The sequence below is a fragment of the Gordonia polyisoprenivorans genome, assembly GCF_017654315.1.
GTDB lineage: Bacteria > Actinomycetota > Actinomycetes > Mycobacteriales > Mycobacteriaceae > Gordonia > Gordonia polyisoprenivorans_A.
Window position 1 is genome coordinate 4,423,590 of record NZ_CP072203.1, and the last position, 17,211, is coordinate 4,440,800.

The 17,211-nt window shown below is 68.7% G+C and carries 15 protein-coding genes; 7 read left to right on the forward strand and 8 right to left on the reverse strand.

The features are described from left to right. Positions 1-12: 12 nt before the first annotated feature. Entirely contained in the window at positions 13-1,002 is a 990-nt protein-coding gene (gene ligD, locus J6U32_RS19970; RefSeq protein WP_208791832.1) for a non-homologous end-joining DNA ligase, read from the forward strand. Between the two features lie 46 nt (positions 1,003-1,048). On the opposite strand, the gene J6U32_RS19975 is transcribed toward ligD, so the two are convergent. Continuing rightward, positions 1,049-1,690, reverse strand: coding sequence for a TetR/AcrR family transcriptional regulator C-terminal domain-containing protein (locus J6U32_RS19975; protein WP_208791833.1), 642 nt, complete (start codon positions 1,688-1,690; stop codon positions 1,049-1,051). 78 nt (positions 1,691-1,768) lie between these two features. Between J6U32_RS19975 and J6U32_RS19980 the strand changes: the two genes are divergently transcribed. Further along, positions 1,769-2,725, forward strand: coding sequence for a quinone oxidoreductase family protein (locus J6U32_RS19980; RefSeq protein WP_208791834.1), 957 nt, complete (start codon positions 1,769-1,771; stop codon positions 2,723-2,725). Here J6U32_RS19980 and J6U32_RS19985 read toward each other — a convergent pair. Together J6U32_RS19985 and J6U32_RS19990 are read right to left on the reverse strand one after the other, a co-directional pair. Beyond that, a complete protein-coding gene (locus J6U32_RS19985; RefSeq protein WP_208791835.1) occupies positions 2,715-3,557 on the reverse strand; it encodes an NUDIX hydrolase in 843 nt (280 codons plus the stop codon). The two genes, J6U32_RS19980 and J6U32_RS19985, sit on opposite strands and share 11 nt — an antisense overlap. A gap of 112 nt (positions 3,558-3,669) precedes the next feature. Continuing rightward, a complete protein-coding gene (locus J6U32_RS19990) occupies positions 3,670-4,536 on the reverse strand; it encodes an ABC transporter ATP-binding protein (RefSeq protein ID WP_208791836.1) in 867 nt (288 codons plus the stop codon). A gap of 178 nt (positions 4,537-4,714) precedes the next feature. On the opposite strand from J6U32_RS19990, the gene J6U32_RS19995 reads away from it, so the two are divergent. Beyond that, positions 4,715-5,704, forward strand: a complete 990-nt coding sequence (locus tag J6U32_RS19995; RefSeq protein WP_208791837.1) for an LLM class flavin-dependent oxidoreductase — start codon at positions 4,715-4,717, stop codon at positions 5,702-5,704. 6 nt (positions 5,705-5,710) lie between these two features. On the opposite strand, the gene J6U32_RS20000 is transcribed toward J6U32_RS19995, so the two are convergent. The 4 genes from J6U32_RS20000 to ctaD form a co-directional block, all read right to left on the reverse strand. After that, entirely contained in the window at positions 5,711-6,217 is a 507-nt protein-coding gene (locus J6U32_RS20000) for a cupin domain-containing protein (protein ID WP_208791838.1), read from the reverse strand. Next, the gene (locus tag J6U32_RS20005) at positions 6,214-6,975 is read right to left on the reverse strand and encodes a peptidyl-tRNA hydrolase (protein ID WP_208791839.1); all 762 of its coding nucleotides are present in this window, start codon (positions 6,973-6,975) and stop codon (positions 6,214-6,216) included. Before J6U32_RS20005 ends, J6U32_RS20000 begins: the two co-directional genes overlap by 4 nt. Beyond that, positions 6,972-8,189 carry a phosphoserine phosphatase SerB gene (gene serB, locus J6U32_RS20010; RefSeq protein ID WP_208791840.1) on the reverse strand — a complete coding sequence of 406 codons (1,218 nt, stop codon included), beginning with the start codon at positions 8,187-8,189 and terminating at the stop codon, positions 6,972-6,974. Before serB ends, J6U32_RS20005 begins: the two co-directional genes overlap by 4 nt. A gap of 83 nt (positions 8,190-8,272) precedes the next feature. Next, entirely contained in the window at positions 8,273-10,042 is a 1,770-nt protein-coding gene (gene ctaD / locus J6U32_RS20015) for an aa3-type cytochrome oxidase subunit I (RefSeq protein WP_079930316.1), read from the reverse strand. A 275-nt stretch (positions 10,043-10,317) separates the two neighbouring features. Between ctaD and J6U32_RS20020 the strand changes: the two genes are divergently transcribed. From J6U32_RS20020 to J6U32_RS20030, 3 genes are all read left to right on the forward strand, one after another. Then, complete coding sequence (locus tag J6U32_RS20020; RefSeq protein ID WP_208791841.1) at positions 10,318-11,358, forward strand: ABC transporter substrate-binding protein; 1,041 nt, start codon at positions 10,318-10,320, stop codon at positions 11,356-11,358. Beyond that, the gene (locus J6U32_RS20025; RefSeq protein WP_208791842.1) at positions 11,345-12,133 is read left to right on the forward strand and encodes an isocitrate lyase/PEP mutase family protein; all 789 of its coding nucleotides are present in this window, start codon (positions 11,345-11,347) and stop codon (positions 12,131-12,133) included. The genes J6U32_RS20020 and J6U32_RS20025 overlap by 14 nt, the downstream gene beginning before the upstream one ends. A gap of 108 nt (positions 12,134-12,241) precedes the next feature. Then, the gene (locus J6U32_RS20030; RefSeq protein ID WP_208791843.1) at positions 12,242-12,733 is read left to right on the forward strand and encodes a beta-class carbonic anhydrase; all 492 of its coding nucleotides are present in this window, start codon (positions 12,242-12,244) and stop codon (positions 12,731-12,733) included. A 25-nt stretch (positions 12,734-12,758) separates the two neighbouring features. Here J6U32_RS20030 and J6U32_RS20035 read toward each other — a convergent pair whose 3' ends face one another. Next, on the reverse strand, positions 12,759-14,153 hold the full coding sequence (locus J6U32_RS20035) for a DUF2252 domain-containing protein (protein ID WP_208791844.1): 1,395 nt from the start codon (positions 14,151-14,153) through the stop codon (positions 12,759-12,761). Positions 14,154-14,231: 78 nt separating this feature from the next. On the opposite strand from J6U32_RS20035, the gene J6U32_RS20040 reads away from it, so the two are divergent. Further along, positions 14,232-17,201 (forward strand): DEAD/DEAH box helicase, encoded by a 2,970-nt coding sequence (locus tag J6U32_RS20040; RefSeq protein ID WP_208791845.1) that lies wholly within the window; start codon positions 14,232-14,234, stop codon positions 17,199-17,201. Positions 17,202-17,211: the final 10 nt, after the last annotated feature.

Consider the following 17,211-nt stretch of genomic DNA (forward strand, 5'->3'; position numbering starts at 1 on the left):
AGAGGAGCGGCGATGGCCCCGGCTGCAGCGAGCGACGCAGGGGAACCGGTGATGCTCGACGTCGGCGACCGGACCATCCGACTGTCGAGCCCCGACCGCGTCTATTTCTCCGAGCGCGGCGAGACCAAACTCGATCTCGCGCAGTACTACCTTTCCGTCGGTGACGGCATCGTGCGGGCCCTGCGCGAGCGTCCATGCATGCTGCACCGCTTTCCCAAGGGAGTGGACGGAAAGAAGGTGCACCAGAAGCGGATTCCGGCCGGAGCCCCCGACTGGGTGGAGACGACCGAGCTGTGGTTCCCCCGATTCGGCCGTACCGCCGACGAATTGTGCGTCACCGAATTGGGCAGCGCGATCTGGGCGGTGCAGATGTCGACGGTCGAGTTCCACCCGTGGAACTCCCGTCGCGCCGACCCCGAATCGCCCGACGAGTGGCGCATCGATCTCGACCCGATGCCCGACTGCGACTTCGCGCGAATCCGCCGGGTCGCCGGCATCGTCCACGAGGTCCTCGACGAACTCGGCATCCGCGGGTTCCCGAAAACCTCCGGCGGGCGCGGCCTGCACATCTACGTCCGGATCGTCCCGGAATGGGGATTCACCCAGGTTCGTCGTGCGGCACTGGCATTCGCGAAAGAGGTCGAGCGGCGCAGTCCCACGGACGTGACGACCACCTGGTGGCGCAAGGACCGCGACCCGTCGGCGGTGTTCGTCGACTACAACCAGAATGCCCGCGACCACACGATGGCCGCGGCGTACTCGGTGCGCGGCAACCCGCGGGCGACGGTGTCGGCGCCGGTGACCTGGGCGGAGATCGCCGACGTCGAACCCGACGACTTCACCATCGCCACGATGCCGGCACGATTCGCCGAACTCGGTGACCTGCACGCCGAGATCGATGACGTCGCCCACCGGATCGATCACCTCCTCGAGTGGGCCGAGCGCGACGACGCCGCGGGCGAGAAGAGCGACGACGCCGACATCGTCGACCTCGACGAGTAGGGACGCCGCAGAGAGTGACGCCACAGAGCGTGACACCGCAGACCGCTCAGAGTCCCACGCGCACACCGATTCCGGCGATGAGCGCCTCCAGCACCCACTCGAAGGTGTCGACCGGTAACGTCGCCATCTCCTCGCTGAGCGCATATTGCAGGGGCTGCTCGTCGGGATCGAGACGCGCGCGTCGCGCCTCGGCGGTGATGCGGTTCTCCCCCGGTACCGGATGCCGGTGCTGTTCTTCGATCACGTATCCGGTCACCAACGCGTTGATCGCCACCAGCGCTCGCTGGGCATCGAGCGACGTCATGCCCGCGGCGACCAGCACCCGGACCGGTTCTTCGAGTCGGCGCAGGGCTTCGTCGTCGAGCAGCGTGGTTCCCGAGACCAACGTGGCCCCGTCACGGTAGGACAGCAGCGTCGTCCGGATGCGATGTCCGCTGGTCCGCAACAACTCTCGCCAGTCGGCGGCGGCCTCGTCGGGGATCGGCTCGTCGAGCAGTCGCCGCAGGATCCGCGTGGCCATCTCGTCGGTCAGCTCGGTCATGTCGCGGACGTGGTAGTAGAGCGCACCGGCGCGCACACCCAATCGGCCGGCCAGTGCCCGCGCCGTGATCCCGTCGAGGCCGGTCTCGGCGAGCTGCTCGAAGGCGGCGTCGACGATCGCATCCCGGCTCAGCGGCGTCCGTGCCACAGATCCCCCTTGACTCTTGAACAATGTTCAACCACCCTAACAGAGTCATGTTTTGAACAGTGTTCAAAGGAGGAAGTCATGAAAGCAGCTCTCGTCACCGACCTCACCCGCCCACCGGTGTACGCCGACCTCGACGCTCCTGTCGCCGCCGACGGATACGTCGAGGTGCAGATGCTCGCCGCCGGGGTGCATCAGATCGTGCGATCCATCGCAGGCGGAGCGCACTACTCCTCGGGAGACGAACTCCCCTTCGTCGTCGGCGTCGACGGGGTGGCCGTACTCGACGGGCATCGCGTCTACACCGGCGGATGCCCCGACCCCTACGGCACCATCGCCGAACGCACGGTGGTGCCCGCAGGATTCGCGGTGCCGATCCCCGACGCGTTGTCGAGCGAGACCGCCGCCGCCGTGGTCAACCCCGCGATGTCGTCATGGATGCCGCTGGTGAAATCCGGTGTCCCCCAAGGAGGCACCGTCGCAGTTCTCGGGGCGACCGGCACCGCCGGTACGCTCGCCGTCCGGATCGCCCTGCATCTGGGCGCGGGTCGCGTCGTCGCGGTCGGTCGCAACGCCGCGGTGTTGGCCCGTCTCGCCGAGGACCCGCGGGTACAGACGGTGTCGCTACTCGACGACGATCCCCGAGGACGACTGGCGGCGGCGTTCGCCGAGGGGATCGACGTGGTCCTCGACTACCTCTGGGGTCCGGTCGCCGAGATGGCCCTGGAAGCCCTACGGGCGCACAGCCTCACCGGACGCCACAGCAGCGTGGACTACGTCCAGATCGGAGCGCTGGCCGGACGTTCGATCACCCTCGACGCCGCCATCCTGCGCGCGCGCCCGATCTCGATCTGGGGCTCGGGTGGTGGCTCGATCGACCCGCGTCTGTTGTTCGCCGAACTCCCCGCCCTGCTCGATCTCGCCGCCGCCGGTGGGCTCCCGATCGATGTCCGCACCGCGGCGCTCGCCGACGTCGAGAAGGCGTGGAACTCCCCCGAGCCCGGCCGGCTGGTCGTGACGATCGGGACTAGAGGGTGATGTCGGGTGGCAGCTGATCGCCGAGACCGGCGAAATAGTCGTCGGAACGGGTGAAAGCCAAGCCCGACAAGCCCTTTCCGGCGCTCACCACCGGTTCTATCGGCTCGATGGTGCGCTCGGCGTCGAGGAGATCGGCCACGGTCGCGTATCGGGCCACCTCCGTCAACTGTGCCCACGTGGGTGGCAGCAGGAAGTGCTTGCCCGCCGACCACGCGTCGATCGCCTCCTGCGCGTTCGCCCACCGCGTGACGTCGGCCTCGGTGGTCGAGCCGTCCGGTTCCTGACCGGGCGGGACGGCCGCGAGGAAGAACCGGGTGTCGTAGCGGCGCTTCTCGTTGACCGGGGTGATCCAGTGCGCCAGCGGCCGCAGCAGATCGGCGCGCAACGTGAGGCCGTGGGCGCGGAGAAATCCGGCGAACGACAGGGATTTGTCGACGAGGGCGGCGCGGTCGTCACGCAAGGTCGCGGGGTCGGGGAACTCCTCCCCCGACGAGGCGAGCAAAACGCCGCATTCCTCGAACGTCTCGCGGACCGCGGCGCACACCAGAGCCTGCGCGAGTTCGGTTGTGGTGGAGAACTGTTCGGCCCACCACTGCGGCGCTGGTCCGGTCCAGGCGAGGTCGGCATCGCTGTCGCGGGGGTCGACCCCACCGCCCGGGAACACCGTCATGCCACCGGCGAACGCCATCTGCTTGACGCGGCGCTGCAGGAACACCTCGATCCCGCCACCACTGTCGTCGCCACCACCGCTGTTCTCGCCGCTGTCGCGCACGAGCACCACGGTCGCCGCGTCACGTAACGGCGCGGCCTGCGGTGCCGACGTCCCTGCCATCGAAGACCTCCAACCCGTCCCGGACGAGGAGTGTGTGCCGGGACACCCGTCGACACTATCGCCGGGCCGCGGCACAACCGCATCCAGGGGCGGCCGACCCCGATCGCCCTAGTCAGCCGGCGGACCGGCGGTGTCCGCCGGCGCGGCGGGACCGACGGGCGAAGAACCGTCCGTCGACCTTCGACAAGGTGATCTGCTGACGGAACGCGGTCGACAGGTTCTTGCTCGTCAACACCTTGTTCAGCAGTCCCTGCTCCACCACCGCCCCCTCCGACAACAGCATGGCGTGGGTGAATCCGGCGGGGATCTCCTCGACGTGATGGGTGATGAGCACGATCGCCGGCGAATCGGGGTCGGCGGCCAGCGCGGAGAGCCGTCCGACGAGTTCTTCACGCCCGCCGAGGTCGAGTCCGGCGGCCGGTTCGTCGAGCAACAGCAGTTCGGGGTCGGTCATCAGCGCCCGGGCGATGAGGACCCTCTTGCGTTCACCCTCCGACAGGGTGCCGAAGGCACGATCGGCGAGGTGTTCGGCACCCATCGACTCCAGTGATTCGAGCGCCTGTGCCCGATCGACGTCGTCGTAGGTTTCCCGCCACCGGCCGATGACCGAATAGCCGGCGGAGATGACGACGTCGCTGACCACCTCGTCGTCGGGGATGCGGTCGGCCAGTGCCGCACTGGCCACGCCGATCCGCGTGGACAGTTCACGGACCTCGACCTTGCCGAGTTGTTCGGCGAGCACGAAGGCGATACCGGAACTCGGATGCAGTTCGGCTGCGGCCATCCGCAGCAGGGTGGTCTTGCCGGCGCCGTTGGGGCCGAGGACGACCCAGCGCTCGTCGAGTTCGACCTGCCAGGTGACCGGACCGACCAGGGACTTCCCGCCGCGAACGACCGCGACGTCGCGGAAATCGATCAACAGGTCGGGGTCGGAGGTGGGCTCGTCGGGCACGGGATCGCTGGCGGTCACGGACTCCATCGTGCCCTACTCACCGCGCCCGTGGGCACCATCCTCGCGAGGCGTGTCCGCCCGGTGCCGGGGTCCGCCGAGGGTGCACCGACCCCGGCGTGACACCGCCGGCGCAACCGTGTGCGGGAGGACCAAAGTCGGGATCGGGCAAGGGAATAGCCACGTGCCCGACGACCTTGATCTGAGCATGAGTGTGCCTCTTTCGATCCTCGACCTCGCCCAGGTGGGCACCGGCGAAACCGTCGGCCAATCGTTGGCCGCCTCGACCGACATGGCCATCCGCGCCGAGAAGTGGGGCTACGAACGCATCTGGTACGCCGAACACCACAACATGTCGTCGATCGCGTCGTCGGCGCCCGCGGTGCTGATCTCCCACATCGCGGCGCGCACCTCCACGATCCGGCTCGGCTCGGGTGGGGTGATGTTGCCCAACCACGCGCCGTTGACGATCGCCGAGCAGTTCGGGACCCTCGGCGAGCTCTATCCCGGTCGTATCGATCTCGGGCTGGGCCGCGCGCCCGGCGGTGACCAGAACACGTTTGCAGCCCTGCGCCGTGACATGGCCGCCGCCGATCGTTTCCCGAACGACGTTCTCGAACTGCAGGGGTATCTCACCGGGCATTCGCGTGTGGCCGGGGTGAGCGCGACGCCGGGCAACGGTACCGACGTGCCGCTCTACATCCTCGGCTCGTCGCTCTTCGGCGCGCAACTCGCCGCGGCGCTCGGCCTGCCCTATGGGTTCGCCTCGCATTTCGCGCCCGGCGCCCTGACCCAGGCGGTGCAGATCTACCGGGAGCAGTTCCGGCCGTCGGAGCAGCTCGCCGAACCGTATGTGATCGCCGGGGCCTGCGTCATCGCCGACGAGGATCCGCAGCGCGCCCGCGACCAGCTCCACCAGGCCAAGCGGCATCGGGTCTCCGCGCTGTTCGGCCGTGGCGGACGAAAGTTCACCGACGAGGAAGCCGACGCCATCCTGTCGATGCCGCAGGGACGCCAGATCGACGAGATGCTCACCTACTGCGGTGTCGGCACCCCGGACGAGGTGCGCGAGTATCTCGACTGGTTCGCCGGCCATGCCGACGCCGACGAGGTGATCGTCGCGTCGATCGCCCCCGACCGGCAGGTGTGGCTGCAGACGCTGGAGCACCTGGCGCCGGCGCGGGTCCCGGCGAGCTGAGCGCCGTCAGGCCAGCCGGAAGTCGGCGAAATCGAATCCGGGTACGACGATGCAGCTGACCAGCGCCGCTTCTGTTCCCACGGCACGCGCCCGCTGCCAGTGCCCCGGCGGCACGAGCGCCTGCGGTCGGTGGCCGGCAGCGATGTCGGGTCCGACCACGATCGTCTCGGTGTGCTCGATGCCGGTGGGCCCGACGCCGAGGGGCCCAACGTCGAGGGGCCCAACGCTGAGGGGCACAGCACCGTCACCGCCGAGGTCGAGTTCCACCGGTGCACCGCGGTGGAACAGCCACATCTCCGCGCCGCGCACGGTGTGCCAGGCCGATTCCTCTCCGGGCAGCAGCACGAAGTAGATCGCAGTGCCCGCGGCACGGTCACCGTCGTATCCGGGCAGCGACGCGGCGGGCAGCGTCAGCTCACTACGCCACGTCTCGGCATACCAGCCGCCCTCCGGGTGTCGCGCCAGATTCAGCGGTAGCGCCCACTCCGGTAATGCCGCTTGATCTTTCGTCATACGATCACCTCCGCGATCACGGTCACCGAGCCCGGTGCGATCTCGGTGAAACCCGCATCCCGGACGGCCACCGCCTCGCCGGCACGTTCTGCGGCGAGCAGCCGCGTCCAGGTGGATTCGTCGGCGGCGCACACCATCAGCGGACATCCCGCTTCACGCCAGTCGCGGGCGGTGGCCTCGTCAAGCAGTCGCACAGCGAGCATCGCGCCGTGACCCACCTGGGCCGCTGACTTGCCGACCGTCATCTCCAGTCGTGGATCGAGCCACAGGCATACCCCACGCCCGCCGGGCGCCGGTGGCAGTTCACCATCGACCTCGGTGCCACCGATCTGCAATCGGGAGATCCGCTTGTCGACATCGCCGACCCGGCCGGGCACCAGAGCCCGCGCCTGCGCGCCGCCTACGGTGGCGGTGAGGCCCCAGACCTCTTGTGCGGCAACCCACTGCGCACCGCGTGCGCGTCGCGCGATCTTGCGGATGCGCGCATCACACCAGGCGTCCATCGGCGCCGACCACGGACCGTCGCCACCGGACCGGTCATCGAGGCACAGCAGTGCGACCGCACGGGCGGCGGCCACCAGCAACTCGGTGCGATCGGGCGGATCGGCCTTCTCGATGCGCAGCACCATTTGCATGGCGAGCACGTCGGCGGGATCCGGCGGGTCGTCGTGACCGCCGACATAGGCCGTCAGCCGTCGGTGATCGTCCTCGAACGGATCGGGCACGACAGCACCCGAGTCGGTCGACGTGTCGGTCATTCCAGCGGAACCCGGCGCAGCACCCCGTCGGCGGCGTCGGCGGCCTCGATCTCGTCGCGGGTGACGCCAAGGATGAACAGCACCGCGTCGAGGAACGGGTGACTGAGCGCGGCGTCGGCGACCTCACGGAGTGCGGGCTTGGCGTTGAACGCGATACCGAGACCGGCCACCGACAGCATGTCGATGTCGTTGGCGCCGTCGCCCACGGCGATGGTCTGTTCCATCGGCACCCCGACCTGATCGGCGAATGACCGCAACGCCCGGGCCTTGCCCGGCCGGTCGACGATCTCGCCGACGACCCGGCCGGTGAGTGTTCCGTCGACGACCTCGAGGGTGTTGGCCCGCACGAAGTCGAGTTCCAGCTCGTGGGCGAGGCCGTCGATGACCTGCCGGAACCCGCCGGACACCACACCGCAGTGATAGCCCAGGCGGTGGAGCGTGCGAATCGTGGTGCGGGCCCCCGGCGTCAGCTCGAGCGACGCGGCGACGTCGTCGAGCACGCTCGCGTCGAGACCGGCGAGCGCCGCGACCCGCTGATGCAGGGACTGCGCGAAATCCAGTTCACCGCGCATCGCCGCCTCGGTCACCGCCGCGACCTCGGCCTCCCGGCCGGCGTGGGCGGCGAGCATCTCGATGACCTCGCCCTGGATGAGGGTCGAATCCACATCGAAGACGATGAGCCGCTTGGCCCGTCGCGCGAGCCCCCCGCGTTCGACCGCGATGTCGATGCCGTGGCGGGTGGCCACCCCCGCGAGGCCCTTGCGCAGCGCGGCGTCGGCCGCGACGTCGTCGCGTCCGCCCACACTGACCATCAATTCCAGCCCGGTGAGCGGATAGTCGGCCACCCCGCGGATCGAGTCGATGTTGCCGCCCTGCCCGGCGAGTTCGGCCGCCACCGCGGAAAAGGCGCGTGCGGTCACCGGACTGCCGAGCAACACCACGGCGTGTGTCGAGGGCTGATGACCACCGGACTGCCCACCGACCTCGACGTGGACGTCCATCCCGACCGAACTCATCGCCTGCTCGACGACGTCCTGCACCTGCTCGGGGTCGGTGTCGCAGGCGACGAGCACCCCGAGCGTCAGGCGGTCATGGATGACGACCTGTTCGACGTCGAACAGGGAAACCTGTTGTCCGGCAAGTGCACCCATGAGCACCGAGGTGACACCGGGTTTATCGGGTCCGGTGACGGTGATCAGGAGGGTCGCCTTCACGACCGCACCCGGAGCGGTGTGAACCGATCCGGGTGCGGAAGTGGTGTGTGAATCCGGGGAGTCGCCCACCGCGCTGCGCCGCGTCAGTCGGCGGAGGACTCGTGGTCGCCGACGGTGAGCGGGTCACGCCGGGCATGTTCGGCGCTTTCGCTGTCATGCCCGTGACCCGGGCCGACGTGCGCCTCGGCACGCATCCGGTCGATCATGTGCGGATAGTGCAGCTCGAACGCCGGACGCTCCGAACGGATGCGGGGCAGCTCGGTGAAGTTGTGTCGCGGCGGCGGGCAGCTCGTCGCCCATTCGAGGGAGTTACCGAAGCCCCACGGATCGTCGACGGTCACGACCTCGCCGTAGCGGTAGCTCTTGAAGACGTTCCACAGGAACGGCAGCGTCGACAGTCCGAGGATGAACGCGCCGGCCGTGGAGATCTCGTTGAGGGTGGTGAAGCCGTCCGAGGGCAGGTAGTCGGCGTAGCGACGCGGCATGCCCTCGTTACCCAGCCAGTGCTGCACCAGGAAGGTGGTGTGGAACCCGATGAAGGTCAGCCAGAAGTGCCACTTGCCCAGGCGCTCGTCGAGCATGCGTCCGGTCATCTTGGGGAACCAGAAGTAGATGCCGGCGTAGGTCGCGAACACGATGGTGCCGAAGAGCACGTAGTGGAAGTGCGCGACGACGAAGTAGCTGTCGGAGAGGTGGAAGTCCAGCGGCGGGCTGGCGAGCAGCACACCGGTCAGACCACCGAAGAGGAAGGTCACGATGAAGCCGACGGAGAAGAGCATCGGCGTCTCGAACGTCATGTGGCCCTTCCACATGGTGCCTATCCAGTTGAAGAACTTCACACCGGTCGGTACCGCGATCAGGAAGGTCATGAAGGAGAAGAACGGCAGCAGGACCGCGCCGGTGACGTACATGTGGTGAGCCCACACCGCCACCGACAGCGCGGCGATGGCCAGCGTCGCGTACACCAGGCCCGAGTAGCCGAACAGCGGCTTGCGGGAGAATACCGGGAAGATCTCCGACACGATGCCGAAGAACGGCAGCGCGATGACGTACACCTCGGGGTGACCGAAGAACCAGAACAGGTGCTGCCAGAGGATCACACCACCGTTGGCCGGGTCGTAGAGATGGGCGCCGAACTGACGGTCGACCTCGAGGCCGAGCAGGGCCGCGGTCAGCAGCGGGAAGATCAGCAGGATCAGGATGGTGGTGACCAGGATGTTCCAGGTGAAGATCGGCATCCGGAACATCGTCATACCGGGGGCGCGCAGACACACGACGGTGGTCACCATGTTGACGCCACCGAGGATGGTGCCCAGACCGGAGACGCCGAGGCCCATGATCCACAGGTCGGCGCCGACGCCGGGCGAGTGGATCGCGTCGGTGAGCGGTGTGTAGGCGGTCCAGCCGAAGTCGGCCGCACCGCCCGGGGTGATGAAGCCACCGATGGCGACCGTCGAACCGAACACGAACAGCCAGAAGCCGAAGGCGTTGAGCCGCGGGAAGGCGACGTCGGGGGCACCGATCTGCAGCGGCAGCACGAAGTTGGCGAACCCGATGACGATCGGGGTCGCATACATCAGCAGCATCACCGTGCCGTGCATGGTGAACAGCTGGTTGAACTGCTCGGTCGACAAGAACTGCATACCCGGATGCGCCAACTCCGCACGCATCAGCAGGGCCATCAGACCGCCGATGAGGAAGAACGCGAAACAGGCGACGATGTACATCATGCCGATCAACTTGTGATCGGTCGTGGTGATCAGCTTGTAGATGAACGAACCCTTGGGCTGATGGCGCTCCGGGTACGGACGTACTGGTGCCACTTGCGTGGTGGGCTGGTCTACCGCGGTCACAGATCCTCCTCTTGCCCGACCGGTCGGGATGCGATTTCCGCCGGTCGGCACATGAACAAACCGAGCGCTGGTTACCGATCCTAAACCCTTGCACCCACCCCGGCCGAGTGGGTCCTACGATCCGTCGTACTTGATTTTTCGGGAGCATCATCGGCGCAGGTCAGCTGCAACGCCGGAGCCGACGCGCCGGGCTCGTGGGACCGCCCCGCGACGCCCCGCGGTCCCCCGGCGGCAAGGTCGGGTGGGTGCCGATCGGGCCCTGCTAGGTTGGGCGGGTGCAGGGTGGCGGTAAGGACCGGGTCGTACGCGGATCCGGCGACGGTGTTCGGAGTCGGTCGAGCAGGCGTGGCGTGGTCGCCTCGGCATTGCTGGTGTGCGTCGCAACCGTGGTGCTCGGTGCCTGCTCCGACGATCAGCCGCTGCTGACCACCCCCGACGGCAAGACCATCTCCACCTCGACCACGCGTATCGCCGAGGTCAACGTCGTCTCCGCCGACCGCGACTACTCGCGCACCTGCCTGGCGCCGACCACCGCGTCCGACCCGCGCACCGACCCCGCGCGCATCGTCGTCACCGACCCGGCGCTGCTCGATGATCTCTGCGCCCTCGGCATCGGTGCCAAGGTGACCGCCGTGACCGCTGCCCCCGGCACGATCCCCGCCTACCTCGGACCACAACTGACCTCCGTTCCGGCGATCGGGACCACCCCCGATCCATCGGCGGTGCGCACCGCCGCTCCCGACATCGTGCTCACCACGCCGGCGACCGCCGGATCGGCGCAGGCCTTCGCCGGTACCAAGACCGCGACGATCACCGACGGCACCTGGCAGGAACACTTCCAGGCGGTGGCCGATGCCCTCGGCCGCACCGCCGACGGCACCCGCCTGCTGCAGGAGTTCACCGACGAGGCCACCAGGACCGGCCGACGCATGGACGCCGCCCACAACCAGGTGTCGCTCGTCCGGTTCACCAAGGACTCCGAGATCATCGCCGGCACCGGCACTTTCGCCGGTCAGATCCTGACGATGATCGGCGTGCAGCGCCCCGCCCCGCAGCGCGGCACCGACAGCTTCACCGTCACCGACAAGAACTTCACCGACGCCGACGCCGACCTCATCTACGTGTCGTTCGACGGCGACGGCGGCCTCGATCACGGCAAACAGGTTCTGCTCAGTGATCGCTGGCTGGACATGGGCGCGCCCACGTGGAAGCGCGTCCTCTCGGTCAACGACGAGATCTGGTACAGCGGAACAGGTCTGGCTGCGGCGTGGCTCGTACTCAACGACGTGAAGGATTCCTTGAATGGCAATTCCTGACGGGACCGGTTCGGCGGGCACAACCCCGGACCCGGCGGCCCTCGCCCGCACACTGCTCGATCTGCACGTGCCCGGCAGCCCGGTCGTGCTGCCCACCGTCTGGGATGCGTGGTCGGCGACCCTGGCCGCCGACGCCGGGTTCGCGGCGCTGACCGTCGGCTCCCATCCGGTTGCCGACTCGATCGGTCGCGCCGACCACGAGGGCATGACCTTCGACGAACTGCTGACCCGCGTCCGCCAGATCACCGCAGCGGTGGACCTTCCGGTGTCGGTGGACGTGGAGTCGGGGTACGGCCGGTCTCCGGCCGAACTGATCGACGGGCTGCTCGACGCCGGAGCGGTGGGTCTGAACATCGAGGACACCGTGCACGCCGAAGGCGGACGCCTCCGCGCGGCACACGAGCATGCCGATCTGGTGGGCGCGTTGCGCGCGGCCGCCGACGCCGCCGGTGTCGGGGTGGTCATCAACGCACGCACCGACCTGTTCCTGCGTGCCGACGGCGCCGAGACCGACCGCGTGGCTCGCGCGATCGAACGACTGGTCCTCTGCGCGCAGGCCGGGGCGAGCAGCCTCTACCCCGTCGGCCGTCACACCGACGCGGTGCACCGCGAGCTGACCTCGTCGTTGCCGTTGCCGGTCAACGCGATCGCCGTGCCTGCCGAGGATTCGCTCACGCACCTGGCCGAGCTCGGCGTCGGACGGATCAGCTTCGGGCCGTTCTGGCAGGCCGATCTGGCCGCACGTTCGAAGGATCTGCTGGCCCGCTGGCAATGAGCGCCCGAAGCGGACCGGGCGCGAAATACATGCGCCGACGCCGATGTGTTCGGCCCGTCGTGATCGCAACTCTCGCGCCCCGGGCGTGATGGCGCGCACCGTGGACACATGACTGTCACCGACGAGTACCTCGCCAACAACGCCGAGTACGCCAAGACCTTCTCCGGTCCCCTGCCCCTGCCGCCGAGCCGTCACGTCGCGGTCGTCGCCTGCATGGATGCCCGCCTCGACGTGTATCGGGCGCTGGGCATCAACGAGGGTGAGGCGCATGTCATCCGCAATGCCGGAGGCGTGGTCACCGACGACGAGATCCGGTCGTTGGCCATCAGTCAGCGGCTGCCGGGCACCACCGAGATAATCCTGATCCACCACACCGATTGCGGCATGCTCACCTTCACCGACGACGACTTCAAGCGCGACATCCAGAACGAGATCGGTCAGAAGCCGGCGTGGGCCGCCGAGTCCTTCCCCGACGTCGAGGAGGACGTGCGGCAGTCGTTGGCGCGCATCCGCAACAGCCCGTTCGTCACCAAGACCAGTTCGCTGCGCGGATTCGTCTTCGACGTGGCCACCGGCACGCTCAACGAGGTCACCGACTGACGACTCCGGCCTCGTCGCCGAGTGCTCAGGGCCAGCCCGGCGCCGACGGGATCGACCCGTCGGCGACCGCGGCGGCCAGTTGTGCGTGATCACGCGCGGTCTGGTCGGCGTAGGCGTGCGCGAACCGCACCACCGATTCCTCGACCTTGTCGGAGGTGCCCAGGTAATCGGCGATCGCGCGGGCGTCTCCGCTGCGCGCATGCGCCCGCGCGAGTACGTGCCCGCACGCGGCGGCGAACTGTGTGAGCGCGCGCGACACGGTCGGGCCGTCCGGAATGACCTTGCCGTCGCGGAACTGCCGGACGTAGAACTCCCAGTCGCCGATCGTCGTCCAGCCCAGGAACATGTCCGAGGCGCTCTGGATGAGGCGCTGACCGTTGACGACCCGCTGGCCGTGATGGTCGTAGGCGCTGGGCGCGACCACCTTCTCGTACACCGACGGCGCGGCCTGTTTGATCTGGAAGAACAACGGGTCGCCGGTCTCGTGCTCCTCGGCGAGATTCAGGAACACCCGCATCCCGACACTGCCGACCCCGACGACCTGCTGCACGGCGTCGACGAGGTCGAAGCGGCGCAGCAGCGCCGCGACGTTCTCCGGCACCGACGCGTAATACGCGACGATCACGTCGTTGAGGACGTCGGTGTAGTCGGCCAACGCGTGCACGCGATAGGGCGGCGCCTCCTTGATCAACCGGCGCCCGTCGACGAGGTGGGTGAGTTTCTTCGAGGCTCCCCGGCTGGTCCGCTTCTGCGCCCGCTTCTCGATCACGCTGTCCAGGCGCGCCCCGTTCGCCGGGGTGGCGATGTAGCCGGTGAGCTCGTCGACCGAGAACTTCTCGGCCCACACATCGAGGATCGGCCAGCCCGAGTAGGTACGCATCCACGTCCGGTAGCCGCGGAATCCGGCGCGCACCGCCTCGGTGGCGGCCGCGTCGGCGACCTTGTTGTCCCGCGCCAACACCACCAGGCTCGCCAGGAAGCGCAGCACATCCCATTCGAACGGGCCGGGCAGGGTCTCGTCGAAGTCGCGCAGATCGAAGGCCAGCGTCCGCTCCGGGGTGTTCCACAACCCGAAGTTCAGGACGTGCGCGTCGCCGCAGAGCTGGACGGTGATCCCGGTGTTCGGCCGGGAACCGAGGTCGGCCGCAATCACCGCGGCGGCGCCCCGATAGTAGGTCCACGGCGACGCCGCCATCCGCCCATGGCGGATGGGCACGAGCCGCTGATCGCGCGTCTCGTTCTGCGCGAGGATCGTCTGCAGGGCATCGTGGCCGCGCCGGGACGGGTCCCAGTCACCGAGGGCTCGTCGTGGCACGATCTTGCGCGCGGCCTTGCCCACCGAGTGTTCCTTGCCGGAATAGACGGTGGGGCCGGAGGCGAGCGCCTCACCGTGGGTCTTCGGGGCATCGTGGGTGGTCATCCCTGAAGTCTCTCGCAGGTCGGCACCACCGGCAGCCGTTTCGCGATCGTGTCGGGGCCGCGAACTACCCTGAAGGCCATGGCATCGACCCTCGCGACGCGTTCCGGCGAGCCGTCGGCTCCGGGTGGGTCGGCGGCCGGATTGCATGCGCTGTGGCGCCCGGGTGTGGGACTGGCGGTCTGGGAGGACGCCACGCGCACCGGTGAGCTCCCCGATCCTCTGCGATCACTGTTGGCGGGCAAGCGTTTTCGCCGCCAGATCGACATCATCGACGAGGCCGGCCGCCGCGACTTCGTCGCCACGATGACCCTGGGCACGGCTTCTGCCGTCTCCTTCCTCGATGCCACCCGGTCGCTACCCGTCACCGGCGACATCGCCTGGTATCGGCATCTCGTCGATGGGGTCCGGCGCTTCGTCGAGGCCGGCTCGGTCGCCCCCACCCTGGTCGACATCGCCGGAGAGACGGTGTTCCGCTGGGCACCGCTACCGACCTCGGCGTGGCGTGCATGGAGTGCGGTGATCACCGGTGGCGCGCCGGGCGCGCTCGCCGACAACGGCGGCGCCGCCGCTCTGATGGACTTCGCAGCTGAGGTCATCGATCACGAATGTCGTTGCCGGATAGATGCTTCCGCGTCACGACTGGGTGCGGCCGATCCCGCCACGCCGTTGATCGCCGCGCTCGTGGGTGACGGGGCGGTGCCGACGGCCGCCGCCCGCCCGGCGGCGACGTCGGCGTGGGCGGGCTGGGGCACGAGCGCCGCTGCGGATGAGGCCACCCTGGTCTTCCGGCTGCACGAACCCGACGACCCGGACTCGCCGATCGACGACGTCGGCCCCGACGACGACATCGACCGTGTGCTCACCGATCCCGACCGGTTGCGGTGGCGTCTCGCGGTGTGCCGACGCTCGATCGACGGTCATGTGGCGCCGGTGTTGCCGGGTCGGCTCGACGCCACCGCCCTCGACGAGGTGACCACCGAGCTGGCCGCCGCGGTCCGGGCGTTTCCCGAACTGCACCAAGCGGATCCGGACCGGACGAGTCTGGACTACCTCCTTTCCACCGAGCTCGCCGAACGGCTGTTCATCACCGGCGCCGCCGCGCTGGCCGATGCCGGGTTCCCGGTGTTGTTGCCGCGCACCATCGCCGAGGTTCGGCCGAGTCTGACCATGCGGGCCCGCCCGGTGGTGGGTGGCGGCGCTCCGGCGCGCATGGTCGGGCTGCGGGAGATCCGGGAGTTCGAGTGGCGTCTGGCACTCGGCGACGGCCCGGATGCGATCACGCTGGGCGAAGCCGATCTCGACGAGTTGTCCAGGCAGAAAGGCGATCTCGTCCGCATCCGCGGCGTGTGGGTGCGCGCGGAGGGCGCCCGGTTGAGCCGGGCGGCCGCCTATGTGAAATCCCAGCGCGCGCTGGCCGGATCGGGCGCCGCACCCGACATGGGCGAGTTGCTCGGGCTTCTCGCCGGTGACTCCGAGACCCTGCCGGTTCCGGTGGGCGCGGTGCGCGGATTGGACTGGCTCGACGAGATCGCCGAGACCGGAGCCCTGCGCCCACAACCGATCCCGCCGCCCGAACTGTTGGCGGCCTCGCTGCGCCCGTATCAGCAGCGCGGCCTGGAGTGGTTGGCGCATCTGGCGCGCCGCGGGATCGGTGGCGTCCTCGCCGACGACATGGGGCTGGGCAAGACGGTGCAGGTGATCGCGTTGCTCGCCCACGAAGCACACACCGCGGCCGCCCCCACCCACACCCCCACGCTGATCGTCTGCCCGATGTCGGTGGTGGGCAACTGGTCTGCCGAACTGGCCCGGTTCGCGCCGAGCATGACGATCGCGGTCCATCACGGTCCCGATCGCGCGAAGGGCGCCGCGTTCGCGGCGGTCCACGGCAGCGCCGAGCTGGTGCTGACGACATTCGCGATCGCCACCCGGGACCGCGAGTTGCTGGCGGCGCACCCCTGGCGGCATCTCGTCGTCGATGAGGCCCAGCACGTCAAGAACGTGAGAACCGCAGCGGCCAAAGCACTCCGGGCGATTCCGGCCGATCACCGGATCGCACTGACCGGAACCCCCGTCGAGAATCGGCTGGAGGACTTACGCGCGGTGATCGACCTGGTCAATCCCGGTCTGCTGGGGTCGGCATCGACCTTCCGCAATCGCTTCGCCGAGCCGATCGAACGCGACCGCGATCCCGACGCGCTCGCCCGCCTGGCCGCACTGACCCGCCCATTCATCCTCCGGCGCGAGAAGACCGACCCGTCGATCATCACCGACCTGCCGGAGAAGACCGAGTTCACCGTGCGCGCCAACCTCACCGTCGAGCAGGCTGCGCTGTATCGCGCGGTCATCGACAACCTGATGGAGGCACTGCAGGACAAACAGCAGCGCGCGTTGCGCCGGCGAACGGTGTTGGCGGCGTTGACGCGCCTCAAGCAGATCTGCAATCACCCCGCGCACTATCTGGCCGACGGCACACCACTGGTCCGGCGGGGCGTCCACCGGTCGGGGAAGCTCGAACTGCTCGACGACATCGCGACGACACTGGTCGCCGAGGGCGATCAGGCCCTGCTGTTCACCCAGTTCGCGGCCTTCGGCGAGTTACTGTCGGCGTGGCTCACCGAGTTGTTGGGAACCGAGATCCCGCTGCTGCACGGAGGCCTGGCACGCGGCGACCGTGACCGGCTCGTCGACCGGTTCCAGCACGGCGACACCGGGACCCGACCGCCGATCCTGATCGCCACCCTCAAGGCCGGCGGCACCGGCCTGAATCTGACGGCCGCCAATCACGTGGTGCACGTGGACCGTTGGTGGAATCCGGCCGTCGAGGACCAGGCGACCGATCGTGCGTACCGGATCGGGCAGCGGCAACGCGTGCACGTGCGACGCTTCGTGTGCGTCGGCACGCTCGAGGAACGCGTCGACGACCTCATCGCGAAGAAGCGCGAACTGTCGCGGTTGACGGTGTCGGCGGGCGAGAACTGGATGGGCGACCTCGGCAACGACGAACTCTTCGAACTGTTTCGGTTGCGCGAGGACGCGGTGAGCGAATGAGCGGCGCCCA

What these genes read in the sequence shown, in the direction of transcription:
- ligD (WP_208791832.1), top strand. Translation starts at nt 13, where the DNA reads ATGGCCCCGGCTGCAGCGAGCGACGCAGGGGAACCGGTGATGCTCGAC.
- J6U32_RS19980 (WP_208791834.1), top strand. Translation starts at nt 1,769, where the DNA reads ATGAAAGCAGCTCTCGTCACCGACCTCACCCGCCCACCGGTGTACGCC.
- J6U32_RS19985 (WP_208791835.1), bottom strand. Translation starts at nt 3,557, where the DNA reads ATGGCAGGGACGTCGGCACCGCAGGCCGCGCCGTTACGTGACGCGGCG.
- J6U32_RS19990 (WP_208791836.1), bottom strand. Translation starts at nt 4,536, where the DNA reads ATGGAGTCCGTGACCGCCAGCGATCCCGTGCCCGACGAGCCCACCTCC.
- J6U32_RS19995 (WP_208791837.1), top strand. Translation starts at nt 4,715, where the DNA reads ATGAGTGTGCCTCTTTCGATCCTCGACCTCGCCCAGGTGGGCACCGGC.
- J6U32_RS20000 (WP_208791838.1), bottom strand. Translation starts at nt 6,217, where the DNA reads ATGACGAAAGATCAAGCGGCATTACCGGAGTGGGCGCTACCGCTGAAT.
- J6U32_RS20005 (WP_208791839.1), bottom strand. Translation starts at nt 6,975, where the DNA reads ATGACCGACACGTCGACCGACTCGGGTGCTGTCGTGCCCGATCCGTTC.
- J6U32_RS20025 (WP_208791842.1), top strand. Translation starts at nt 11,345, where the DNA reads ATGGCAATTCCTGACGGGACCGGTTCGGCGGGCACAACCCCGGACCCG.
- J6U32_RS20030 (WP_208791843.1), top strand. Translation starts at nt 12,242, where the DNA reads ATGACTGTCACCGACGAGTACCTCGCCAACAACGCCGAGTACGCCAAG.
- J6U32_RS20035 (WP_208791844.1), bottom strand. Translation starts at nt 14,153, where the DNA reads ATGACCACCCACGATGCCCCGAAGACCCACGGTGAGGCGCTCGCCTCC.
- J6U32_RS20040 (WP_208791845.1), top strand. Translation starts at nt 14,232, where the DNA reads ATGGCATCGACCCTCGCGACGCGTTCCGGCGAGCCGTCGGCTCCGGGT.